This is a genomic window from Methylobacterium sp. Leaf85, from assembly GCF_001422125.1.
GTDB lineage: Bacteria > Pseudomonadota > Alphaproteobacteria > Rhizobiales > Beijerinckiaceae > Methylobacterium > Methylobacterium bullatum.
The window spans coordinates 15326-39302 of record NZ_LMME01000002.1; the positions used below are offsets into that span (position 1 = coordinate 15326).

At 65.7% G+C, this 23977-nt stretch carries 21 protein-coding genes, 1 tRNA gene and 3 pseudogenes; 18 read left to right on the plus strand and 7 right to left on the minus strand.

All coding sequences use genetic code 11. The features are described 5' to 3' along the window. Positions 1-37 precede the first annotated feature (37 nt). The 6 genes from ASF08_RS02605 to ASF08_RS02630 all read left to right on the plus strand — a co-directional run bounded on the left by ASF08_RS02605 (position 38) and on the right by ASF08_RS02630 (position 5558). Positions 38-817 (plus strand): zinc-ribbon domain-containing protein, encoded by a 780-nt coding sequence (locus ASF08_RS02605; protein WP_056140959.1) that lies wholly within the window; start codon positions 38-40, stop codon positions 815-817. 70 nt (positions 818-887) lie between these two features. Next, entirely contained in the window at positions 888-1457 is a 570-nt protein-coding gene (gene hpt / locus ASF08_RS02610; RefSeq protein WP_056140962.1) for a hypoxanthine phosphoribosyltransferase, read from the plus strand. Positions 1458-1631: 174 nt separating this feature from the next. Continuing rightward, positions 1632-1997 carry a response regulator gene (locus tag ASF08_RS02615; protein WP_056140965.1) on the plus strand — a complete coding sequence of 122 codons (366 nt, stop codon included), beginning with the start codon at positions 1632-1634 and terminating at the stop codon, positions 1995-1997. Positions 1998-2093: 96 nt separating this feature from the next. Beyond that, positions 2094-3299 carry an SMP-30/gluconolactonase/LRE family protein gene (locus ASF08_RS02620; protein WP_056140967.1) on the plus strand — a complete coding sequence of 402 codons (1206 nt, stop codon included), beginning with the start codon at positions 2094-2096 and terminating at the stop codon, positions 3297-3299. A gap of 65 nt (positions 3300-3364) precedes the next feature. Next, the gene (locus tag ASF08_RS02625) at positions 3365-4336 is read left to right on the plus strand and encodes an SMP-30/gluconolactonase/LRE family protein (protein WP_056141323.1); all 972 of its coding nucleotides are present in this window, start codon (positions 3365-3367) and stop codon (positions 4334-4336) included. A gap of 31 nt (positions 4337-4367) precedes the next feature. Beyond that, a complete protein-coding gene (locus ASF08_RS02630) occupies positions 4368-5558 on the plus strand; it encodes an L-dopachrome tautomerase-related protein (RefSeq protein WP_056140970.1) in 1191 nt (396 codons plus the stop codon). Positions 5559-5584: 26 nt separating this feature from the next. Here ASF08_RS02630 and ASF08_RS02635 read toward each other — a convergent pair whose 3' ends face one another. The 3 genes from ASF08_RS02635 to ASF08_RS02645 form a co-directional block, all read right to left on the minus strand. After that, positions 5585-6928 (minus strand): ATP-binding response regulator, encoded by a 1344-nt coding sequence (locus ASF08_RS02635; RefSeq protein ID WP_056140973.1) that lies wholly within the window; start codon positions 6926-6928, stop codon positions 5585-5587. Further along, positions 6925-8076 (minus strand): FIST N-terminal domain-containing protein, encoded by a 1152-nt coding sequence (locus ASF08_RS02640; RefSeq protein ID WP_056140975.1) that lies wholly within the window; start codon positions 8074-8076, stop codon positions 6925-6927. Before ASF08_RS02640 ends, ASF08_RS02635 begins: the two co-directional genes overlap by 4 nt. A gap of 134 nt (positions 8077-8210) precedes the next feature. Beyond that, positions 8211-8504, minus strand: coding sequence for a hypothetical protein (locus ASF08_RS02645; protein ID WP_238253847.1), 294 nt, complete (start codon positions 8502-8504; stop codon positions 8211-8213). A 188-nt stretch (positions 8505-8692) separates the two neighbouring features. Between ASF08_RS02645 and htpG the strand changes: the two genes are divergently transcribed. The 9 genes and pseudogenes from htpG (at position 8693) to tnpC (ending at position 15783) form a co-directional block, all read left to right on the plus strand. Further along, positions 8693-10525 carry a molecular chaperone HtpG gene (gene htpG, locus ASF08_RS02650; RefSeq protein ID WP_056140978.1) on the plus strand — a complete coding sequence of 611 codons (1833 nt, stop codon included), beginning with the start codon at positions 8693-8695 and terminating at the stop codon, positions 10523-10525. Positions 10526-10625: 100 nt separating this feature from the next. Beyond that, positions 10626-10715: transfer RNA gene (locus tag ASF08_RS02655), tRNA-Ser, on the plus strand. A 339-nt stretch (positions 10716-11054) separates the two neighbouring features. Continuing rightward, positions 11055-11414, plus strand: coding sequence for an ImmA/IrrE family metallo-endopeptidase (locus ASF08_RS25595; RefSeq protein ID WP_244474430.1), 360 nt, complete (start codon positions 11055-11057; stop codon positions 11412-11414). 66 nt (positions 11415-11480) lie between these two features. Further along, a complete protein-coding gene (locus ASF08_RS25600; RefSeq protein WP_244474431.1) occupies positions 11481-11819 on the plus strand; it encodes a hypothetical protein in 339 nt (112 codons plus the stop codon). Positions 11820-11852: 33 nt separating this feature from the next. Further along, positions 11853-13021, plus strand: a pseudogene (locus tag ASF08_RS02665) (ISAs1 family transposase). A 211-nt stretch (positions 13022-13232) separates the two neighbouring features. Then, positions 13233-13328 (plus strand): annotated as a pseudogene (locus tag ASF08_RS02670) (transposase); the annotation flags it as partial. Between the two features lie 90 nt (positions 13329-13418). Further along, entirely contained in the window at positions 13419-13832 is a 414-nt protein-coding gene (tnpA, locus tag ASF08_RS02675) for an IS66-like element accessory protein TnpA (protein WP_056140982.1), read from the plus strand. After that, positions 13829-14176 (plus strand): IS66 family insertion sequence element accessory protein TnpB, encoded by a 348-nt coding sequence (gene tnpB / locus ASF08_RS02680; RefSeq protein WP_056140988.1) that lies wholly within the window; start codon positions 13829-13831, stop codon positions 14174-14176. The genes tnpA and tnpB overlap by 4 nt, the downstream gene beginning before the upstream one ends. A 101-nt stretch (positions 14177-14277) precedes the next feature. Continuing rightward, positions 14278-15783, plus strand: coding sequence for an IS66 family transposase (gene tnpC, locus ASF08_RS02685; RefSeq protein WP_082473022.1), 1506 nt, complete (start codon positions 14278-14280; stop codon positions 15781-15783). Positions 15784-15892: 109 nt separating this feature from the next. Here the strand turns inward: tnpC and ASF08_RS02690 are convergent, their stop codons facing one another. The 4 genes from ASF08_RS02690 to ASF08_RS02705 form a co-directional block, all read right to left on the minus strand. Further along, a complete protein-coding gene (locus tag ASF08_RS02690) occupies positions 15893-16165 on the minus strand; it encodes a cupin domain-containing protein (RefSeq protein WP_056140992.1) in 273 nt (90 codons plus the stop codon). Further along, positions 16153-16830 carry a class I SAM-dependent methyltransferase gene (locus tag ASF08_RS02695; protein WP_056140996.1) on the minus strand — a complete coding sequence of 226 codons (678 nt, stop codon included), beginning with the start codon at positions 16828-16830 and terminating at the stop codon, positions 16153-16155. The genes ASF08_RS02690 and ASF08_RS02695 overlap by 13 nt, the downstream gene beginning before the upstream one ends. A 4-nt stretch (positions 16831-16834) precedes the next feature. Continuing rightward, the gene (locus ASF08_RS02700; protein ID WP_210166697.1) at positions 16835-18028 is read right to left on the minus strand and encodes an MFS transporter; all 1194 of its coding nucleotides are present in this window, start codon (positions 18026-18028) and stop codon (positions 16835-16837) included. Positions 18029-18108: 80 nt separating this feature from the next. Continuing rightward, positions 18109-20208: a TonB-dependent receptor gene (locus ASF08_RS02705; RefSeq protein ID WP_162238936.1), complete on the minus strand. Its 2100-nt coding sequence runs from the start codon at positions 20206-20208 to the stop codon at positions 18109-18111. Between the two features lie 459 nt (positions 20209-20667). Between ASF08_RS02705 and ASF08_RS02710 the strand changes: the two genes are divergently transcribed. The 3 genes and pseudogenes from ASF08_RS02710 to ASF08_RS02720 all read left to right on the plus strand — a co-directional run bounded on the left by ASF08_RS02710 (position 20668) and on the right by ASF08_RS02720 (position 23951). Next, the gene (locus ASF08_RS02710) at positions 20668-21522 is read left to right on the plus strand and encodes a helix-turn-helix domain-containing protein (protein WP_056141003.1); all 855 of its coding nucleotides are present in this window, start codon (positions 20668-20670) and stop codon (positions 21520-21522) included. A gap of 303 nt (positions 21523-21825) precedes the next feature. Further along, entirely contained in the window at positions 21826-22833 is a 1008-nt protein-coding gene (locus tag ASF08_RS02715; protein ID WP_056141006.1) for an AMP-binding protein, read from the plus strand. Positions 22834-22880: 47 nt separating this feature from the next. Continuing rightward, positions 22881-23951 (plus strand): annotated as a pseudogene (locus tag ASF08_RS02720) (IS701 family transposase). The last annotated feature ends 26 nt before the right edge of the window (positions 23952-23977 follow it).

Consider the following 23977-nt stretch of genomic DNA (forward strand, 5'->3'; position numbering starts at 1 on the left):
GCAACCGCCGATCGAGAATTCGAGGCGTCGATTCGCCATGCTGATCGTATGCCCGGCCTGCGCAAGCGAATACGACATCGCCACCGACAGGGTCGGCGTCGAAGGCCGCTCGGTGCGCTGCGCCGCCTGTCGCGAGACTTGGTTCATCTCACCCGATGAGGTCGCTGCTGCTCTCGCCGAGGAGATGGCCGAGATTCAGGCGGCGATGGGCTCGGTGGAGGGGCGCGGGGAAGCGCAGGCCGATCTCGATGCATGGGAAGCGGCACTGGCCGAGGAGGCCCAGGCCGCAGCGGTGGATCCGATGCCGGAGGAGAAGCCGGTCAGCAAGCCCCGCGGGCGCACGCCCCCTCCGAAACGATGGGGCGCTATGTCGCCGGTCGCCGCCTTCGGGCTCGCTTTGCTGGCGGGCATACCCTTGGCGCTACTTGCCCGCAGCACCGTGGTGCGGGCCATGCCCCAGAGCGCTGCACTTTATGCCGGGATCGGCATGCCCGTGAACCTGCGCGGCATCGAGATCCGCGATCTTTCGGCCTTCCAGACCCAGGGCGAGGGCGCCGCGTCCCAACTCGTCGTCGAGGGCGACGTGGTCGGCGTGGCGGGCAACCCCGTCCCGGTGCCGCCGATCGAAGTCGAGGTGCGCGATGCGCAGGACCAGACCATCTACCGCTGGACCGTGGCGCCGCCGCGCTCCAGCCTCGAGGATCGCGAGACGGCCCGGTTCAGGGCAAGCTTGTCGGCGCCGCCGGCGCAGGGGCGCACGATCAAGGTCGGGTTCGCACCGGAGCGCGGTGTGCCGGAGACGGATCTCGGTCATTGACACCGGACGTTGCCTCTCGCGCAGGGCAAAAAACGGTGCCACCCGCGCCCGCTCGTGGTAGAGAGATCGTATGACCAGCCCGACCCGACGCGTGCGCGTCCTCTTCGACGAAACCGCCATCGCGAACCGCAACGAGGAGCTGGCAGCGGCCATCGTCGCGGCCAAGCCCGAGAACCTCCTCGTCGTGGCGGTTCTCAAGGGAAGCTTCATGTTCGCAGCCGACCTGCTGAGGGCGCTGCACCGGTCCGGCCTGTCACCGCAGGTCGAGTTCGTCCACCTGTCGAGCTATCGCAGCGGCACGGTTTCCTCGGGGCAGGTAGAGATCCTGCGCGACGTCGAGAGTGAGGTTCGCGGCCGCGACGTCCTCCTGGTGGACGACATCCTGGAATCCGGACGCACCGTCGTCTTCGCCAAGGACCTGCTCATGGCGCGTGGCGCCAAGCGGGTCCTGACTGCCGTCCTGCTCGAGAAGCCGGGCAAGCGGGCGGTGACCATCGATGCCGATTTTGTCGGATTCACCTGCCCTGATGTGTTCGTGGTCGGCTACGGGATGGATGTAGCCCACGAATATCGTCAGCTCCCCTTCGTCGGCCTGGTCGACCACGTGAGCAGCGAGCCGGACCTGTTCGGCGGCACCTGAGCCCGTCCTGCAGGCACGCGAAGCTGACGATCAGGCACAGCCGTGGCTTTAGGGCGACAATTGCGCGCGGTCGGGTTACGCAGGACATTTGCATATCATTTGATGCAAAGCGGCCCTTGACATCGAAGCTAAGTAAAAGCGCAGTCTGGACGATCCAGCAGAGACAAAGAGTTGATGGCACGAATCCTCCTCGTTGACGATGAAGAGCCCGTGCGTGGCTTCCTGAAACGGGGCCTGGAAATCGACGGGCATTCCGTCGTGACGGCGTCGGATGGGAGCGACGGGCTCGATCGGCTGATGGAGGCTGATGGCGGGTTCGATCTGTTGCTCACCGATATCCGTATGCCGCTGATGGACGGGATCGCCCTCGCTCTCGCGGCCAAGCGCGATTTTCCCGACCTGACCATCCTCCTGATGACGGGGTTCGCAGACCAGCGCGAGCGGGCCCGTGGCCTCGACGCCATCGTCACCGATGTGCTGACGAAGCCCTTCTCCCTGGCCGACCTGCGCTCGACGGTGAAACGCGCGCTCGCCGCCTGAACGGGCCGCACGTCTGCGAAATTTCGATGAAGCTTGGCCGCCGGTCATTGCGTTGCCGAAGGGAGTGATTCCTCCTTTTCTCGCGACGAGTGCCCCATGACGTCATCGACGACGACCCGCGCCGCCCTGGCCGCGCTGCTTCTCTCCGGCACGATCGCCACCGGGGCCGCTGCGGCTGAAGCCCAGCCGGGTCCCGCCGCCGGCACACTCACCAAGGTCGCCAGCTTCGAGCATCAGGTCACCGGCGTCACCGTCTCCAAGGATGGTCGCGTGTTCGTCAACTTCCCACGCTGGACCGAAGACAGCGCCGTCTCCGTCGCCGAGGTAAAAGACGGCCGGATCACACCTTTTCCCGACGCCGAGTGGAACGCCTGGCGCAATGCGCGCAAGGACGATGTCTCGGCTGGGGACCATTGGATCTGCGTCCAGAGTGTGGTGGCGAGCCCTGACGGTAATCTCTGGGTGCTCGATCCGGCCGCGCCCGGCATGGCGGCGGTGGTGAAGAACGGGCCGAAGCTCGTGGAGATCGACCTCAAGACCAACAGGCCCGCCCGCACCATCGCCTTCGACGAGGCCGTGGCCCCTCAGGGTTCCTACCTCAACGACGTGCGCTTTTCGCCGGATGGAAAGACCGCCTACATCACCGATTCGGGCGCGAGTGGTGCCCTCGTCGTGGTCGATCTCGCCAGCGGCAAGGCCCGCCGCCTCCTCGACGGAGATCCGACGACCCAGCCCGACAAGACGGTGACCGTGACCTACGAGGGCAGGCCCCTTCGGCGGCCCGATGGACGCGGCGTGGAATTCGCCGCCGACGGCATCGCCCTCTCGCCCGATGGCGACACCCTGTACTGGCAGGCGATCAAGGGGCGGACCCTCTACAGCCTGCCGACATCCGCGCTCACCGGCTGGATGACGTCGTCGCTCGTGCCGGAAGCGCTCAGCGACAGGAGCCTGTCGGGCAAGGTGGAGACGGTGGGCGACAACGGCGCTGCGGACGGCCTCATCATCTCGCGCAAGGATGGGCGGATGTACGTCACCTCGCCCCAGGATGACTCGATCAAGGTCCGCGACCTGTCCGCCAAGGGTTCTGCCCTCACGACCCTGATCCAGGACAAGCGCCTGCGCTGGCCCGACACTTTCGCCGAGGGACCGGACGGCACCCTCTACGTGACGACCTCTCGCATCCAGGATTCGGCCTTCTACAAGCCCGATGCACCGGCGGCCCTGCCCACAGACCTGTGGAGCATCAAGCCCCCGGCGAGCGATGCCACCGGATCGACGACGATCCCATCCGCCCGCTGAGACCGAAGGCCCGGTCGGTCGGCGAGACCGGCCGGGCATTCCCGCCCTCCCCTGTGAGCTTTCCCATGCGCCGACGCGACATCCTCTGCGGCCTCGCCGCATCCGGTCTCTGGAGCGGTCACGCCTCGGCGGCTCCGATCCTCCGGTCAGACGATCCCCGGTTCGCCGAACTGGTCGATCCGTCCGCCCGGCCGATGCCCCTCTACCGCGAGGGTCGGTGGTGCGAAGGCTTGTGCTGGGCGCCGCATCTCGGGGGCCTCATCGTCAGCGACGTGCGGTCGAACCGCATGCTGGTGATCAGGGAAAACGGCGAGGTGAAGCCGTTTCGCGATCCCTCCAACAACGCCAACGGCAACATCCTCGATGCGAAGGGGCGCCTCGTCACTTGCGAGCACCGGACCCGTCGCGTCGTCCGCCGCGAACCCGACGGGACGATGACCGTGCTGGCGGATTCCTACGACGGCAAGCCCCTGAACTCACCCAACGACGCGGCGCTCGCGCCCGACGGAGCGATCTGGTTCACCGATCCCGTCTTCGGCATCACCGTGCCGGATGAAGGCATTCAGGCGGTGCCGGCCCAATCCGCGAGGCGGGTCTACCGGATCGATCCGGCCGGTGAAGTCCAGGGCATGACAGATGCCGTCGGCCAGCCCAACGGCATCGCCTTCGCGCCGGACGGCCACACGCTCTACGTCACCGAGACCAGTGCCGCCCTCGACAATGCGGAGGGCGCCCGGGCCATCCTCGCCTTCCCGGTGGAGGATCGGCGCCTCGGCAAGCCACGGGTCGTCGCCTCGCTCGATGCCGGCGCTCCGGACGGTCTCGCCATTGATGAGGCCGGGCGGATCTACGCCGCCTGTGCCGACGGCGTGCGCATCTACCTACCCGACGGGACGCTGCTCGGCCTGATCGCCACGGCGACGCCGGCCTCCAACGTCGAGTTCGGTGGGGCGGACGGGCATCGCCTCTTCATCTCGGCCGGCTCCGTGGTGGCCGCCATCGATCTCAAGGTCCGGGGCGCGGCGAAAGCCAGCTGACCAACGTCATTTCTTCAGGATTGCAGCATCAATGACTTTCGCACGACGTGACATTCTGGCGGCCGGCCTCGCCGGATTTGCCTGCCTGAGCAGCCAGGCCTCCGCGGCTGAGGGAGGCTCCCCCCCTACGGCATCCGGCAAGACGGTCGCCAGCGATCCAGGGGTGCCGGGACTCGAACTCGCCATGGCGGCGGATGCGCCCTCGAACCCCACTGGCCTCACTCTGTCGCGGAGCGGCCGCATCTTTGTGATGATGCCGCGCTTCAACGCGAAGGTGCCCTTCACCCTCGGCGAAGTCATGCCGGATGGGAGCGTGACGCCCTATCCCGACGAGACCACCAACCAGCCCGATGCAAAGCACGCCCAGACCCGCCTGCTGCATGTCCCCAATGGGGTGATGGACCGGGACGACAAGCTCTGGGTTCTCGATGCCGGGCTGCCGGACGGCGCGGGGCCGCCCATGCCGGGAGGGGCCAAGCTCGTTCAGTTCGATCTGGCGACCAACCGGATCGTTAGAATGGTCCCGCTGGAGGCCGGCGTCACCGCGACCTCCTCGCTCAACGACCTGCGGGTCGATATCCGCGACGGCCGGGCGGTGGCCTTCATCACCGACCAGGGCCAGGACGGGCACGGCGCGATCCTGGCGGTGGATCTCGCCAGCGGCCGCGTCGTCCGGCGCCTCGCCGAGCATGCCAGCACCGAATCCCAGAAGGGCATCGTCAAGATCGTCGAGAACCGCCAGATCCTGCAGCGCAAGGCGGAGGGACCGGCGCGCCCGGTGCAGGGTGGCGCCAACGGCATCGCCCTGAGCCCGGACGGCCGCCGCCTCTACTACGCGCCACTCATGGGCCGGCGGCTCTATGCGGTGGAGACCGCCTCGCTCCTCGACCCGGCGGTGTCCGATGCCGAGGTCGCCGCCGCCGTCGAGGATCTCGGCGAGAAGGGCATGACCGGCGGCCTCATCGCGGATTCCAAGGACCGCGTGTATCTCGCCCTGCAGGAGCACAATGCGGTCGGCCGGCGCGAAACGGACGGCACCGTCACCATCCTCGCCACCGATCCCCGGCTGATCTGGGCCGACACGTTTTGGATCACCCCCGAACGCTGGCTCTACATCACCGCCGCGCAGGTCAATCGGAGCCCGGACTACAACAACGGCCGCGACATGCGGCAGCCGCCCTACGCCATCCTCCGGATGCGTATCGACGCCGACCCGGCCTGATACGGCGCCCCCGCCCGGTCGTATGATCAGGCGAGCATGTGCGTGAGGAGGGCACGCAGCTGCGCCGGCTTGATCGGTTTGTGCATCAATTCGGCGCCGATCATCGCCACGTCCGCCTCTATCCCGGGCGAATGGTCGGCGGTGGTCACGATGACCGGCAGGGCCGAATGGGCCACGCCGCGCAGGTAGCTCGCGACATCGAGGCCGCAGGCGCCGTGATCGAGGTGATAATCCAGGATCAGTACGTCCGGCGGGGGCTGCCCGGCGGCGACGCGCTCCGCCACACCCGCAAGGTCGCGATGGACACTGACCTCCGCGTCCCAGTTCTGCAGCAGACGCCTCAGCGCATCGGCGGTGGCCGGGTCGTTCTCGACAATGAGGACGCGTGCCCCGGTCAACCGCGTGGCGATGGGCGCGGGGCCGGCCATGGTCTCGGTCGGGGAGGCGCCGATGGGGACGGACAGGCTGACCCGGGTGCCGTGGCGGAGCCGCGAATCGAGGACGAGGGCATGGTCGAGGGCCGTGGCCATGCGCTGGACGATGGAGAGTCCGAGGCCAAGTCCCGGCTCGCCCTCGTCACCCGCCCCGCCGCCCCGGTAGAATTCCTCGAAGACGAGATGGCGCTCGCTCTCCGCGATGCCGCAGCCGGTATCGATCACCTCGATGCGGCACAGCCGACCACGCCGGCGCGCGGCGATCAGTACGCCGCCCCGGCCAGTATATCGGATCGCGTTGGAAACGAGGTTCTGCAGGATGCGCCGAAGGAGGACCGGGTCGCTGTCCACCCGAATCTCCGGGTAGCGGACCGCGAGACGCAGGCCCTTGCGCTCGGCCATCGGCATGAAGCTCGCCGCGATCCCGTCGAGCAGATCGCCGAGAGCCACCGGCCGGATGACCGGGCGGACGATGCCGGCATCGAGCTTGGAGATGTCGAGAAGAGTCTTGATCAGGTCCTCGATGGTCTGCAGCCCCCGTTCGACCTGCGCCGACATCGCCAGGGCTTCCGAGCCGAGTGGCATGTCCGATAGGGCGGAGGCCGAGAGGCGCGCTGCGTTCAGCGGCTGCAGCAGGTCGTGCCCGGCGGCGGCGAGGAAACGGGTCTTCGAGCGGTTGGCGGTCTCGGCCTCCTCCTTGGCCGCGACCAACGCGGCGTTGGAGCGCTCCAGGCTGTGCATCAGGCCAGTGAGTTCCTCGGTGCGGGAGCGGACGCGGCCCTCAAGCATGATCGCGGTCTGGAACAGCGAATAGGCGCCCCCCTGCTGGTCCATGGTGCGCTCCACATGCGCCATGAGCGCCGCGTTGATACGCTCCAGCTTGGCGATACGGCGGCTGGCCTCTTCGTCGCCGACGCTGGGAGAGCCGGCTGTCATGAAGCGGCCAGCCGGCCGATGGCGATGCCGGTAAAGGTCTGGTTGAGGTGCATCGCCCGGTACTGCTCGCCATAGGTCTCGAACCCCACCACGTCATAGCGGCGATAGAGGTCGCAGATGCCCTGGCGGACCTGCCGGCTCTCCGCATCGAGACGGCGCAGGATGCAATCGAAGCCGATGATGAGATCGATCCCCCCGAGTGCCGCTTCGAGACGGGTCAGTTCGCTCCGGGTGGTCTCTACGATGTCGCGCGGCTGGGCCAGTGTGAGGACGACGCCCTCGTCGATGGCGCAGAAGAAGCTCAGGGAGCCATCGGCGTTCATGCGCCGGATCGAGCGGCAGAAGTACTCGCCCCCGACCTTCACCGCGAGGGGATAGGCGGCGAAACTCATCGGCGTCAGCGCTTCCGGGTCGAGCCCCACCGCCATGGCGTATTCGCGGGCGGCAGGCTCGGCATTCAACTCGTGGACGATGCGCTGCTCGTCGTCGGAGGCCGTGACCACGAACTTCGTGGTCGTCGGCTCGAAATGATCGCTCTTGAAGATCTGGAACGGATAATCCGTCTCCACCAGGACCACCACCGCCGCCCGGCGATGGATCGAGCCTTGGTGGAGCAGCACCGTCTCGCGGAAATTCAGGTCGTCGCCGGCGGATCCGCCGACCAGGGGGATGCCATCGAGCGCCCATGCGATGGCCGAGACCACCGTCTCCTCCGCATTGGCGAGGCCATCGATGAAGGACAGGGCGAAGCGCCGGTTCGGTGCGGCATCGGGGGATTCCGTCTCCAGGATCCGCCGCAGGGCACGGACGGACGAGGCGGTGCGCGCCACGTCGAGATGGTCGATGGCATCGAGGATCGCGGAGACGACGCGAAAACCCTTTTCGGGGAAAGCGACCACCACGAGGCCGCGCTCCAGCCCGCCCGCCGGGCAGATGCCGCCCGACATGGTGCATCCGGTGATGGGTGTGCCGGGGAAAGCGCCTGCCAGGGCGGTGTTCAGGTCATCGACGACGTAATCGGGGGAGAAGAAGGCCAGCAGATGCGAGAGACGGGATGGACCGATGCCGGCGGCGACGTCCGCCACCGCCTCGGCCGCCGTCACGGCGACCGTCCAGGCGGTCCTGATCCCGCACAGATGCCCACGCATCCGCGTGCCTTCCTTCACCGTCCCGTCCCCTCGGCGTCATGCGTCGGCTTTGCGCCTCGACGTCATGTCGGAGGAGTATGTCGGTGCGTCAGGCCGGGCGCAATGGCGGCGCTCGCAAGCGCCGCCTTTTGGGCTCAATCCACCGTCTTGAGGTCTTTCACCGACACGTCGCCCTGGCGGGACGAGAAGGTCGGCGCGGAGCCGTTGCTCTGGGAGACGCCGCTGATCTGGTGATCGCCGGTATCGTAGGTCGTGCGCTTGCCGTCCGTGTCGATGACGAGCCGGCGCGAGTCGGGGAAGAAGGCGTAGCGCATCCCGTTCTGGCCACCGCTGGTGGAAGGCTGGCCCAGCTCCTGGGGCCACCAGGCCTCGCCGCCGGACATGGGCTTCATCGGCTCCATGGGCTTCATGGGTTCCATAGGCTTCATCGGTTCCATCGTCGTCGTCCTCGAACGTGGTGAGTCAGACACGGCTACGCCCGAGAGCGGACAAGGTTGCATGGACCGGGCGCCTGCCCCCGGCGGCGGCATGACGGACCCGGCTTCTACTTGCCGATATTGAATTTCCGCACCGCAAGGGTCATATCGCGCACCGTTCGATCCCCGGAGGCAAACCCTTGAGCGATACCCTGGAACGGCACGAATTCGGTGCCGAGGTCGGCCGGCTGTTGGACCTCGTGGTCCACGCCCTCTATTCCGACCGCGAAATCTTTCTGCGCGAATTGGTGGCCAACGCCGCCGATGCCATGGACCGGCGTCGCTTCGAGGCGCTGACGCAATCGGTCTCTGCCCCGCCGGCCGACGCGAAGGTCACGATCACCCCCGACAAGACCGCACGCACGCTGACGATCTCCGATCCCGGCATCGGCATGACCAAGGCCGAACTGGCGCAGAACCTCGGCACCATCGCCCGCTCCGGCACCCGCGCCTTCAGCCAGTCGCTCGGAGACGCGAAGGCCGAGGACAAACCCAGCCTGATCGGCCAGTTCGGCGTCGGCTTCTACTCCGCCTTCATGGTGGCGGACCGTGTCACCGTCACCTCGCGCCGCGCCGGCTCCGACGAATCCTGGACCTGGGCTTCGGACGGACAGGGCAGCTACACCCTGGAACAGGCGACACGCGACGAGCCGGGCACCGACATCGTCCTCCATCTCAAGGAGGACGCCGACGAGTATCTGGAGAGCTACCGGCTCGACCACGTCGTGCGCAAATGGGCCGACCACATCACCGTGCCGGTGGCCATCGTCGCCGAGGGCAAGACCGAGACCGCGAACCAGGGCACGGCCCTGTGGCGCAAGTCGAAATCCGAGGTCACCCCGGAGCAGTACACCGAGTTCTACCGCCATGTCGGCATGAACTTCGACGAGCCCTGGGCGACCCTGCATTGGCGGGCGGAAGGGGCGCTCGAATTCTCGGCCCTGCTGTTCATTCCCGGCATGAAGCCGTTCCAGGCAGTGGAGGGCGAACGCGCGAGCAAGGTCCGGCTCCACGTCCGGCGCATGTTCATCACCGATGAGGCAGAGTTGCTGCCGACCTGGCTGCGCTTCGTCCAGGGCGTCGTCGACACCGAGGACCTGCCCCTCAACGTGTCTCGCGAGATGCTGCAGGCGACGCCGGTTCTCACCAAGATCCGCCGCGCGGTCACCGGCCGTGTCCTCTCCGAACTCGGCACCCGCGCCAAGGATGCGGAGGGCTACCAGTCCTTCTGGGAGAATTTCGGCCCCGTCCTCAAAGAGGGCATCTACGAGGATTACGAGCGCCGGGGCGAGATCGCTCCGCTCCTGCGCTTCCGCTCCTCGGCGGTGGAAGGCTGGACCTCCCTGCCCGATTACGTCTCGCGCATGAAGGACGGCCAGGAGGCGATCTATTACCTCGTGGCCGACGATGCCGACGCCCTGGCCTCCTCGCCGCAGCTCGAGGGGTTCCGCGCCCGTGGCGTCGAGGTGCTGTTGCTCTCCGACCATGTGGACGCGTTCTGGCCGGAGCAGCTCGGCCGGTTCGAGGAGAAGCCCCTGCGTTCGGTGACCCAGGGCGGCCTCGACCTTTCGAAGATTGCCGCCGCGGAAGAGGCCGGCGAAGCGCCGGCCCCGGTCGATGCCCTCGTCGCCGCCCTCAAGGCGGCACTGGCCAAGGATGTGGCCGACGTGCGCGCCACCGACCGGCTGGTGGAGAGTGCCGTGGTGCTCTCGGCCTCGGGCAGCGGGCCCGACCTGCAGATGCAGCGCCTGTTGCGCCGGGCCGGGCGAGGAGCCGGCGGATTGCCGATCCTCGAGATCAATCCGCGCCACCCGCTGATCGCTTCCCTCGCGGCGAAGGCCGAGGCCGGGGAGGACGTGACGGAGCCCGCCGGCACCCTCGTCGACCTCGCCCGCATTCAGGACGGCGACACCCCACGCGACCCCGTCGCCTTCGCCCGCAAGGTCGCCGCGGCCCTGGCCTCCGGCGGCTGACCCCGCGACGTTCGACGGGAGCGCATTCTTTGTGCGCTCTCGACTTGTGATGTCGACCGAACTCGTGTTAACGAGCCTCCGTCTCATCGAGGCGCCCCGCGGAGAGGTGGCAGAGCGGTTGATTGTACCGCACTCGAAATGCGGCATGGGTGCAAGCCCATCGGGGGTTCGAATCCCCCCCTCTCCGCCATTTGAATAAGCCAAACCATTGTAGCTGTTGCGGAATTTGGCCTGACGGCCGGCGACCACCGCCAATTTACCCCACATTTTGTGTCGGCTTGTGTCGGCTAAAGCTGGATCGCGCTGGACTTCGTCTCGCGCGCTAGGCCGATCGCTTGGGGTGCATGGCGGCCTTTCGATCAACGCGACTTTTTTGCCCAGAGGCACTGATTTCCGGCCAGGAGGTCTCGTTTGAATAGCGGGTAACCGCTCAAGGCACGCGCCTACAACGAATTACTGCCTGTACGAACTCCCTGCAGTCCGGTTTCGAGATAATGGGTGCGTGGCAGCCTAACGAAGCGGGTCGGGGATGGAAGGCGATGCGCGGATGGCGATCAGCAGGATAGACCTCGGGGGAGCGGGCACACCTGAGGCGCTCGTCAAACGCATTCTACAGGCAGAGCCGAACCTTCCGGTGCCCGTGCCGATCCAGGAGCTGTGCGCACGCCTCGGGATCCTCAGGATCGAGGACCTGGACACTGACGGGTTCGAGGGCGGCCTCGTAACCGACGCCATGCGGTCCGAAGGAACCATCCTTGCCAAGCGCGGGGGCGAACCGCGTCGTCGCTTCACCATCTTGCACGAACTCGGCCACTTCCTGATGCCGCAACACATCCCGGATCAGCCCGGCCGGTTCCTCTGCAAGAGTTCCGACCTATTGCGCGTGTAAGCGAAGGAGGGCGATCAGCGGCAGCGTAGGGAGGTCGAGGCCAACCGCTTCGCCTGCCTCGTGCTGATGCCCCCTCATCTGCTGCGGGGAGCCATGGCGGCCTTTGCCGAACCGAATCTGCAGCACGTTCTCAGGCTCGCACGCGACGTCGCGGTCCGTAGGGAGACGGCGGCTCGGGCCTACGTGCAATACCACCCCGAGCGGATCGCCATCGTCGTGGCGGGCAACGGTCGGGTGCAGCGGTGCTATCGCAGCCTCTCCTTTCCGGCCATCGTCTGCGCGGTGGGCAGCCCGGTCCCAGTGCACTCGCTCTACCATAGCAGTCCGCATCTGCCGAACATCGCGGGCGACATGCAGGGCTCCGAACTCGGGTTAACGGCGGTTTACGGCTTGCGGGAATGCTGACTCTGTGAGGAGAGCGCCGATTGGGAGCCCCTGATGAGTGTCGTGCCCCTGGACATCCTGCCGCCGTCGCGCCTGAAGGCGCTTCTCGATCATTTTGGGGAGATCGACGACCCGCGGGTCCCCTGGCAGGTGGCGCATCCCCTGCCGGAGGTGCTGCTCTTGGTGGTCTGCGGCACGATCTGTGACTGCGAGGACTACGACCTGATCGCGGAGTGGGGCGAGGCCCACCTGCCGATCCTGCGACGCTATCTGCCCTACCATCACGGCGTGCCGGGCGGTCGCTGGCTGACCATCCTGATGAACCGGATCGATCCGCACCTGTTCGCGTCCGCCTTCACGGCCTGGGTCCGGGCCACTTGGCCGCAGCGGCCCGACTTCGTGGCCATCGACGGCAAGACTTCGCGCCGCAGCCACGACCGCGCCACCGGCAGGCCGCCGCTGCATCTGGTCTCGGCCTTCGCCACCACGGCCCGCCTCGTGCTCGGCCAGGAGGCGGTGCCCGACAAAGCGAGCGAGACCACCGCCATCCCGATCCTGATCGAGAGACTGTCCGACAACGACGGCCTCGAGGGCGCCCTCGTCTCAATCGACGCCGTCGCCACCAATCCGGGCATCGCCGCCGCCATCACGGCAGCGGGCGCCGACCACCTGCTCGCCGTCAAAGCCAACCAGCCCACCCTGCGCGCCGAGGTCAAGAGCCTGTTCGAGACCAGCGCCGAAGGAGACACCGAGACCGTCATCGAGCACGACAAGGGACACGGCCGCATCGAAGAGAGGCGTGTCAGCGTCGTGCGGCAGGTCGACTGGCTCGACGGTCCCCGCCGCTTCCCCGGTGAGACACGCCTGCCGGGCGTCGCCTGCCTCGTGCGGGTCCGGGCTCGCACCGAACTCAAGGACCGCTGCCGCACCGAGACCCGCTACTACGTCTCCTCGGCAGCCCTCACGGCACAACGCGCCGCAGACGCCGTGCGCGGACACTGGGCCATCGAGAACAGCCTGCACTGGGTCCTCGACGTCGTCTTCGCCGACGACCAATCCCGCCTGCGAAAAGGCCACGGCGCCCGCAACATGGCCGTCGTCCGGCACTTCGCCCTTACCTCGTCCGGGCCGTCTCCGACAAACGTTCGATCAAGCTCAGACGAAAGCGCGCCGGATGGGACCCAACCTACCTCGCAGAAATCCTGGGCGAACTCGCCCGTTAATCCGGATCCGAAGCCCTGGGCTGCACTCGTCGTTGTGCTACGCTACCCCGGCAACGTTCGCTGCCGAGCTCGAACAGCAACGAGCGGGGTCAACCACGCCCGTTGCTTCACCTGCGCTCAAGGCCGACAACACTGACCCTGCCCCACCAAACTGGTCCGCGCTGAGCGCAAGTTTTTCGGGCATCCTGAACCCTGAAGGAGGGTGGATGCCATGCCTCGCAAACGCTTCACGAACGAACAGATCGCCTTCGCCCTGCGGCAGRCGGAGAACGGCGCGACGGTGGACGAGGTCTGCCGGAAGATGGGTACGCGTCCGGTGATGGCCACGGTGGACGTCATCGCGCACCCGGCTGAAGCCTGACCTTAATGCTGGCGTTAAGGTCAGCGGGTCGAGGCGATGCGGGTTGAGGTACTGGAGGGGGCCGAACGGCGGCGGCGCTGGTCGTTCGAGGACAAGGCGCGGATCGTCGAAGCCTCGTACGAGGCTGGCGTGTCGGTGTGCTCGGTGGCGCGCCGGCACGGGATCGCCCAGGGTCTGCTGTTCACCTGGCGACGCCAAGCTCGGCAAGGCTGTTTGGGCGGGGACGAGCAGGCCCCGGTCTTCGTGCCCGTCGCAATCACCCCGGAGCCGTCGCCAGCAGTTCCGGCTCTGCGGTTGGATGATCCGAGTGTTGCGGACCAGCCCCGTCGAGCGCGGCGCAAGACGGGGATCATGGAGATCGATCTCGACGGTGGTCGGCGTCTCAAGGTCGACCGGGACGTCGATGCCGCGGCGCTGCGACGAGTGCTCGATGCCCTGGAGGGCCGATGATCCCGCTGCCGGCCAACGTCCGGGTCTGGCTGGCCACCGGCCACACCGATATGCGCAAGGGCTTCTCCAGCCTGGGGCTGATCGTCCAGGAGACGTTGAAGCGCGATCCCCATGGCGGGCACCTATTCGTGTTCCGGGGCCGGCGCGGCGACCTGATCAAAGTGATCTGGCACGATGGCCAGGGCGCATGCCTGTACACCAAGCGGCTCGACCGCGGCCGCTTCCTGTGGCCCTCGGTGGCGGACGGAGCCGTGACGATCTCGACGGCGCAGCTCGGTTACCTGCTCTCGGGTATCGACTGGCGCATGCCGCAGGAGACATGGCGTCCTGGCGCTGTCGCCTGAGGATAACGCGTTACACAGGCTGAGGAATATGCTCATCTGTTGGTGTGCCGAACGCGCCTAAGCCCCCGCCGCTTCCCACCGATCTCGCTGCCGCCCACGCCATGATCCTGGCCGAGCGGGCGGCACGGCTCGTGTCCGAGATCGCGGTCGAACGGCTGAAACTGGAGGTCGCCCGGCTGCGGCGGGAGCGCTTCGGGGCTTCGTCGGAACGCAGTGCCCGGATCGACCAGCTCGAACTGACGCTGGAGGATCTGGAGGAGACGCTGGCCGAAACCGAGGCGCAGGCGACGGTCGAGCCCGAAGCGTGTGCCACCACGGCGTCCTCCCGGCGCAAGCCCGCACGCCGCCCCCTGCCCGAGCACCTGCTGCGCGAGCGTGTCGTCCATCCCGGACCGACCACCTGCGCCTGCTGCGGCGGGGCACGCCTGCGCCCTCTCGGCGAAGACTTCACTGAGACCCTGGAGCGGATCCCGGCACGCTGGGTCGTGATCCAGCACGTGCGCGAGCGCTTCTCCTGCCGCGACTGTGAGACCATCGCGCAGAATCCGGCTCCCTTCCACCCGATCCCGCGGGGGCGGGCCGGGCCGAACCTCCTGGCGGAGGTGATGATGGCCAAGTTCGGCCTCCACCTGCCGCTACACCGCCAGAGCCAGCGCTTCGCCCATGAAGGCGTACCGGTCGACGTCTCGACGTTGGCCGGCTGGGTCGGAGCCGTCACCACCGCCCTATCGCCCCTGGTCGCCCGGATCGAGGCCCATGTCCGGGGAGCCGCCCGCCTTCATCTCGACGACACCCCGGTACCGGTCCTGGCCAAGGGCAAGACCCGCACGGGCCGGCTCTGGACGGTGGTGCGCGACGACCGCCCCTTCGGTGGACCCGAGCCGCCGGCCGCGGCCTACTTCTACTCCCCCGACCGCTCCGGCGCGCATGCCGAGACTTGGCTCGGCGACTTCCACGGCATCGTGCAGGCGGATGCCTTCTCGGGGTTCGGCCGGCTATACGACCCCGGCCGCAAGCCGGGCCCGATCCGCGAGGCGGCCTGCTGGGCCCATGCCCGACGCAAGTTCTTCGAACTGGCCGAGCTGAGACAAGCTCCGATCGCCATCGAGGCGGTGACGCGGATCGATGCGATCTTCGCCATCGAGCGCGCCATCAACGGCCTCGTCCCCGATGAGCGTCGCGCACATCGAAGCACCCGCTTGATTGCCCTCGTCGCCAGCCTGGAGGCATGGCTGCGCGAGAACCGCGCCAAGCTCTCGGCCAAGGCTCCCACAGCAGCGGCGATCGACTACATGCTCAAACGCTGGGCCGCCTTCACCCGCTTCCTCGACGACGGGCGCATCTGCCTCTCGAACAATGCCGCCGAACGCGCGATCCGCCCCATCGCGGTCGGCCGCCGCAACTGGACCTTCGCCGGCTCCGACACAGGCGGCCATCGCGCCGCGGCCCTCTACACCCTGATCGAGACCGCCAAGCTCAACGGCGTCGATCCCCAGGCGTGGCTCGCCGACGTACTCACGCGGCTACCCGACCACCCCGCCCGGCGCATCGACGATCTGCTGCCATGGAACTGGACCCCCTCTCGGCTCCATCAGATCGCCGCCTGACACCCCCAACCGGACCACACCGCGGCCTTCACCGAAGGCGTACGAAGATGGGCGTATCCGAGCCGACCTTTTATCGCTGGAAGAAGCAGTTCGTCGGCATGAGCGCACGCTACCTTGCGACGATCACTACGAGCGAAGGATCGGCCGCGCTGACGCGATGCTCGGTGCCTTTCGGGATAACGGAGCAGTCGCCGGGTTGGAGGTTTTTGCAGGACCCATCTACCTGAACCACGATGGCTCCAGAGAGCAAGACAACCAGTTCGTCGGTCTCGGCCACATGGGCCGCAAGCTCCCCATGCAAAGTGCCACGCACAATCGTCATCGTTCCGACGGTGCCTATGACAGTGCCGCGGAAGCCGGGTACGTCGATCACACCGGACATATAGCCTCCGGACGTCGCGCTGCAGGATGCTTGGCCTTTTCGAAGATCTGGAGATACCCGCTCTTCGGCACCGGTTCGATCCGGATCGTTCGCAAGCCGGCCTCCGCTGCCCAGCCGGACAGGGTCTCCGGCTCATGGCAGCGCATCCGCCTGACCAGGGGACGGACGAGCCAGTTCGCATCGCCCGCCCATTGCTTCGCCGTCGTCAGGATGGCGACGGAGCCTCCCGCCCGGGTCACCCGCGCCATCTCGGCGATCGCGGCCACGGGCTCGGAAAAAAAGAAGAAAGCATTCAAACAGAAGACCTTGTCGAAGCTGGCCTCTTGGAACGGCAAGGCACCGGCATCGCCTTCGGCGAGAGTGAGTCGCTCCTCGCGAATCGCCGCAGCGTTCACGCTCGCGGCTGTTGCGAGCATATCCGGACTGTGATCAAGGCCTGTCGCCGTACAGCCCGTTCGAAGCGCTTCGCGTAGGAAAACGCCGCCGCCGCAGCCGACATCCAAGACGACATCGGAGGCGCTTGTGGGCGCAAGCTTCAGGGCGAGCTCGAAGCCGGTGAGATGTGCGAAAGGGTATCGGAACAGTAGCTTGCCGAGAAGGCCCGAAGGTTTGCGGGCGATGGCGTCCGTAATGCGGTCGCCATGGGAACGTGATCCTACGGTCATCGTATCATTTCGCTCCCTCAAGCACCACAGACGGTACCGACTCCCTGCACCACAGCACGATCGCAAAAACCACAGCGGTCGCGGCCGTAGCTCCGATAAGGGCGTTCGCGTAGCCCATGGACGAGGCCAGCCACATCGCGCTGCTCGCGATCATCATCTCGCCGAGCACATTGGCGCTCTGCAGCACTGCGACATCCGTTCCGGCTTGATTACCCTGTGCGCCAAAGCGCATGGCGAGGGTCGACGCGGCGACAGAGATCAGACCCGCGGCGGTTCCGAGCAGAACCGTGGCCGCACCCGCCAGAACCCACGATGGCGAGGCAGGACCGGAGGCCACCCACCACCATGCGATCACCGGAGCGAGAGCGACGAAAAGGCCGGCCAGCATGGTGTGCCAGAGCCCGAACCGCCTGATCGCGAAGGCAGCGAGGGGCGACCCGATCAACATCACCGTGGCGCTCGACAGAACGGCGATGGCCCCGATCTGCGAGACCATCCACCCTTTCTCGAGGAGGACCAACTTCGAAAGCCCGAAGCCCCCGGTATTTGCCACACCGTAGCAGAGCGACAGCAACAAGATGGGCCCGAACCCTCTGCGTCGGATGATCGTTGGGAGGCGCGCCTTCCGCCGCGTACGGACCGACGGTTGGATGGATTCTCGCCAGGACAGTACGGGCAGGAGGCTCAGGAGGGCCACGGCCGCGAGCACGAGGAGTGCGGCGTGTACGCCCCATAAATCATGCAGAATGAGCGAGCCCCCTCCGCCGAGCATGGCGCCTGCCACGATTCCTCCGATCTGCAGCGCATTCGCCACTCCGAGCGCTTCGTGCTGTAGGGCCTCCGCCGCAAAACCGTCGGTCACGATGTTCTGGGTCGCGCCAGCGCAAGATCCGAACAGCAGAAGGGCAGCGGTGATCGGCATGTTGCTGATGCCGAGCGGGACGAAGGCGAGCCCGACAAACGAGATGACGAGCACCGCTTGCGTGGGGATCATCCAGCTCCTTCTGCGTCCAAGCCGCTTCGTCCACGTATTATCGACCAACGGACTCCATAGGAACTTGAGAATCCAAGGCAACGCCACGATCGGCGTGAGCGCAATGGTATCGAGTCCGATTCCTGCCTGACGCAGGAGTATCGGCAGAGCTTCGAAGGCGAACCCGATCGGTAAGCCCTGGGAGACGTAGAGCCCGGCGATCATGAGAAACGCCGAGCGGGATGCTTTATTCGCCATCGCCGGGGGGCCATCGGTCGCGCCGGATCGCATCATCGAAGGAGTGCCTACCATCGAGCCGCTACGATCAAGCCGAGCGTACGTCCCTGCGCGGCGACGCCGATGTTGGTTCCGCTGTAGTTAAAGTATTGCCGGAGGTAACGCTGGTCGAGCAGGTTCTTCGTCCAAAGCGTGGCGCTCCAGGTCCGGCCTTCGACGCCAAGCCGCGCATCGACGATGTGGGTGTCGGGTTGGCGGTAGCCGTTTTCAGGGGTGAATGAGTAAGTTGTCCGGTAGGCATACTTTACGGTGCCGACAAAATTCATGTCGTCCGTGATGGCGCTGACCCATCTCAAGCCGCCCTCGATGCTGGTTCGTGGCGCATAGGGGAGGGGGTTGCCGGAGTAAGTCTTGCCGAGCACCGTATCCACGAACGTGTCGTATCGCGCGTCGAGGTAGCCGTAACCCGCCGTCACCGTGAGATTGTCGGTCAGGCGCACCCCTCCTTCGACCTCGACGCCTTTGGAGGTCGCCGCCGCCGCGTTGCGGATCACACGCGTGAAGGGGGTCGTGTATAGGGAAGTCTGTAGGTCACTCCAGTCGATGTAGAAGAGTGAGCCGTTCAGGGTATAGCGACCGCCGTGCCACGAGTTCTTGGTGCCGATCTCGTACGAGGTCGTCGTCTCGGGCTGGTAGCGATTGGCGGTGCCGTCGGCCTCGATGTAAGGGCTGACTCCGCCTGCCTTGAAGCCGCGGCTGACCTTGGCGAAGACCTGCTTGTCCTCGGAGAGATGGTAGACCGCCGTCGCTTCCGGCGAGAGGTTGTCGAAGGCACTGTCGGCCGCGATCCGTCCAGGGGAGCCGAACGCGAAGGTTCCGCTCGGGCTCGAGATCTCGGATGTCGTGCTCTTCGTTTCGTGGGTATAGCGCAGGCCTCCGATCAGTTCGAAGCCATTGTCGAAGCGGTAAGCAATCTCTCCGAAGGCGGAGTAGGTATCGGTGTCCTGCTTGAAGACATCGCGGCTCCACAGCTCGCGCGGTACTGTTGCCATGTCGAAGAACTGTGCGGCGTTGAACCGCTCATGCATGTAGAACAGGCCGCCGGTCCAACGAAAGGGACCGGGCAGCGTGGAGGTGAAGCGAAGATCCTGGCTGAATTGCCTCTGCTCCTCCGTCTGTGCCTGGCCGTATAGCGGGGCTGCGGTAAAGTCACCGTCGAGCATCGTGTTGAGGCCGTGCCCACGAAGAGCCGTGATCGACGTGATCCGGAACGCGTCGAAGTCGTGGTCGACGCGGGCGGTGATGCCTCCGATATCGAGTTTGTTGTCGGGTTTGAAGTCGTGCATCGCCCTGTAGCGTTGGGCGAGAGGCAGCGGGGCGTACCAAAGTCCGCCATCGTCACGATTGCGGGAATAGTCGAAAGACAGCCTAAGTTTCGTTGCCTCGCCAAGCGGCCCGGCGATGACGAACCGTGTCGCGAGGGCGTTGACGTCGCTGACATCCTGGCCGTTCGGCAGGTTCCTGATGTACCCATTCTGGCCGGTCCACGCTACGAAACCACGCGCGTTGAAGGCAGACGATCCCACATGCGTATCGAAGCCGGCCTGGAGCCGGCCGCTCGGGTAGCTACCGATCCCCGCCTCTGCCTCGACCCCTGGAACGGTTCCCGGATCCCGTAGGATGATGTTGACGGCACCTCCGATCGTATTCTTGCCGAAGAGTGTCGCCTGAGATCCGCGGATAACCTCGACGTTGCTGACGTCCGTGAGGAACGTCGGGTATCCAAACGGCCGCGCGATGTAGACATTATCTAGAAAGACGCCGACCGAAGGCTGTCTGTCGACACCAGCGTCCAGTCCCGGGGATCCGATGCCGCGGATCGTGAACGGACCGCCCTGTGAACTGAAGATGGCGTTGACGCTACGTTGCGCAACATCGTCCAGGGTATTGACTTTGCCGTATCCAAGATCGCGACTCGCTATGACGGTCGTCGCCGCAGGGAGCTTCTCGATTGCATCCGTCCGCTGATCCGAGGTGACCGTAATCGGATCCAGCGCGACCGAGGCTGTGTCATTTATTCTTGCGTTTTGAGCCGTCGCGTCTTGAGCGGCACAGATGCCAAGAGATACACTGCCGAACATTATAATACTTTTAAGATCGGTTCGCATCTTATGCTCCAGCTTGTCTTTTGCTCCTAGATTGCGTGGCTGGCCTCGACAAGGCTGCGGATGTTCGGGCTTCGGAGTCCTTTGTTCGGGAACCGGATCATTCGCGCGCGATGGGCAAACGGTGAGTGCGGCGCGTCGGTAGGCGCATTGCCTCAGTGCATATCGAACCTGAACGTTCGTCCAGGCTGCGGTGCCGCCGTGACGCGTCTTGGAATGCTGAATGGCCGGTAACGGAGGAGGGATCAGCCAACCCCGGAATCGTGGCGACGATGGAGGCCCCTCATTGACGCCAGAGAAGTAGAACAAGTTCGCCTGCACTGAAGGATGGGGCTCCCTCATAATTGGTTTGCCGGGATGCTGCTGCCATTGGGGAAATGCACAATTCCTGATAGCATAAATCTCGTATCGGTTAGATTTTATCAAATCTAATTATAATTTTTTGACCGCGAGGAGCCTATAATGGAGGTCGTATCTGCCGGCGGCATCGAGGTGTTTCTTGGTGATCTGAGCGTTTCACGAGATGCGATCTGGGAAAGCGATCTCGGTCGAGGTTACTGGCTCGGCTCCATCCTCGATGGCACGGTGTCGGTCGAGCAGACCCGTTTCGGTCGTACATGCTGGGAGCCGGGTAGCGCCGTGGCCTTCTACACGAGCGAGGCGATCCAGGTGCAGCACCGTGCCTTGAAGGATGGAAATCTCTCGGCCGTTTTCGTGCGGATCCCGGATGCCAGCATCGATGACCTTCTCGGCGAGGACGGTCGTCGCCTCCTTGAGAGTGATCATTCCTGCCGCTCGGATCCGTGCCCGGGTGTCATCAGTGCCATCGCCTGGCAGATGCGCGCCTCCACCCTTACAGGAATAGCACGTCGCTGTTTTCTTGTGGCCAAGGCCCTGGAATGCGTCTCGCAGTCGATCCAGCAAACGCAGAAACGCTGTCCGCTCCGCTCCATCGCCCCACGGGCCTACGCTTGGTCAGCGCGCGACATCGAGCGGTTCTACGAAGCGCGGGCCATCCTGCTCGATGCGCTCGCCTCGCCACCGCCCGTCGCCGAACTGGCTCGCAGTGTCGGTGTGAATGAGCGGAAGCTGTCGGACGGGTTCCGCGATCTCTTCGGGGAGCCGATCTACGCCTTCGTCAAAAACCGCCGCTTCGAAGAGGCGAAACGTATGATCGAGGCCGGCGAGCATTCCATCGGCCATGTCGCGCGAGCCATGGGGTATCAGCAGCAACATTTCTCCACTGAATTCCGGCGCCGCTATGGCGTCGCTCCCAAGTCGTTGCGCGCCAAGCAGTCACGCCACACCGAAGATTGATCTTAAACGCGAACAACCGATACCCCATCGCGAACATCCAGGTCGTTGAGGTAGGCAATTTTAGAATATAGTTAGTCATTATGAAGGCTTCGAAAAAAGAAAAATTTTTATCTGAGAGGTAAATACAATTATCATATGATAGTTATATTTTAAAGTATAAACATAACAGTTAAGATTAGCTTCGGCAAGTCGGATCGTCAAGCGAGTTGCAAGTGCAGACTGCTGGACACGCATGATCAGCCAACGGTGATCGCCCAGCGGCTGCCCGCCCGATGACCACCAAGTCATGGAAATCGACATGATATGATGATCGCTTCCGAGCAGACTTTCCTTCAACCGCCAGAGGTTGTGGAGGCCTACCAGCGACGCGGCTATTGGCAGAAGGAGACGCTGGGCGAATCCCTGCGTCGCTGGGCCGAGGCTTATAAAGACCACGTTGCCTTGACAGATCACCGGGGCGAAATGAGCTTTGCCGCGCTTGATCGGCGCGCTGATCGCCTTGCCGGCGGCCTGCCCGAACTCGGCATCACGGCGGGAGACCGCGTGTTGCTTCAACTGCCGAACGGAGCAAACTTCGTCGCGCTCAGCTTCGCTCTGTTCCGGCTCGGCGCACTTCTAATCTTCGTGCTGCCGGCCCAACGCATCAATGATCTCGACGGCTTGTGCCGGAACGCGCAGCCGGTCGCCTATATCTGCAAGGACCGGTTCCTCGGCTTCGACTACCGCGCGATGGGGGTGGAGTTGGTGGCGCGTCACGCCTGTCTGGGTAACATCATCGTTGACGGCGAAGCTCGCCAGTGTTGCAATCTCGATGGACTCGACGGCGATCCCCCGACGGGTGTTGCTCCGCGTCCCACCGAAATCGCCTGCCTACTGCTGTCCGGCGGCACCACGGGGACACCCAAGCTGATCCCGCGCAGCCATGCCGACTACGCCTACAACGCCCGCGCCTCGGCAGAGCTCTGCGGCTTCTCGTCTGACACAGTCTATCTCACGGCGCTGCCGGCGGCACACAACTTCACCCTGGCATGCCCTGGCATCCTCGGCACGCTGTCCTGCGGCGGCCGGATCGTGATGGCGCGGACTCCGGGCGGGGACGAAACCTTCCCGCTGATCGCTCGACAGAAGGTAACGGTGACCTCCCTCGTCGCAGCCTTGGTCTCGTTGTGGCTGCAGCAGCGCGAATGGGACGACAGCGATCTATCGAGCCTGCGGCTTCTTCAAGTCGGCGGCGCGCGCCTTTCCCCGGAGGTCGCCCGGCAGATCGGCCCGGCATTAGCACTACTTTGGCAGATTGACGGAACGATGTAGGATTCTTGCGGATTCGCATGCCACGGCGATGTTCGTGGGTGATCGCGATGTCAGGTGCTGGCGGGTGGCGTGACGATCTGGAGCGGTGGCTGCAGCCGTTCCTGGCGGGCCTGTCGCATCCGGCACGCCGGGCGATGTGCCCGCTCTACGTGGCCGGGCTGATCGGCTTGGGCGACCGCAAGAGCGTCCAGCCGATGGCGGCGCGGGCTGATGGGGTTCCCTACGATCGGTTGCACCACTTCATCGCGGCCGGGATCTGGGATGAAGCGCCGCTGCAGCAGGCGCTTCTCTGCGAGGCCGATCGCCTGGCCGGCGGTCCAGCGCGCGGCCCGCAGCAAGCTGGAGATCGCGGTTGCGGAGATCGACCGGGTCCGAGCGGGTGGCGTGCGCTTCGGCTGCGTTCTGGCCGAGGCGGGTTACGGCTGCTCCGCTCCGTTCCGGCAGGCCCTGAGCGAGCGCGGCTTGAGATGGGCCGTAGGGATTTCGGGACGCAGCAAAGTCTACCCGGCCGACGTGGCGATGATCTTCCCCGTCGCGGCGCGGGGGCGACCCCGCCAGCATCACGTGCCGGATCAGGTCTCGGTCTCGGCCGAGACGATCCTGGCGGACATGGCCGGCCGATCCGTGACGTGGCGACACGGGACCAAAGGGCGGCTGCGGGCCCGCTTCTGTGGGCTTCGCGTCCGGATGGCCGATGGGCCGACGCAGCGGATCGGCACACAAGGCAACCAGCACCTACCCGGGGAAGCTGTCTGGCTGGTGCGTGAAGAGCGTGGCTCGGGCGAGCGCAAGTTCTACCTCTCGAACCTGCCGGCCGATGCGGCCCTCAGGCAGCTCGTCGCCACGATCAAGGCGCGCTGGATCTGCGAGCAGGCGCATCAACAGATGAAGGAGGAGCTCGGCCTCGACCACTTCGAGGGCCGCTCGTGGACCGGGCTGCACCGACCACGCGCTGATGACGATGATCGCCTACGCCTTCCTTCAGTCCCTACGTCTCGCAGCGGCGGGGCGGAAAAGAGAATCGCCCGCCCACCACCCCAGCCCTCGATGCCGGCGACCCGACAGGCCATCCTGGATCATTTCAGCTGGCCACCACCGCGGCGATGCCCGCACTGTGATGCCGTACTCCACCGGCCTCCCTGAA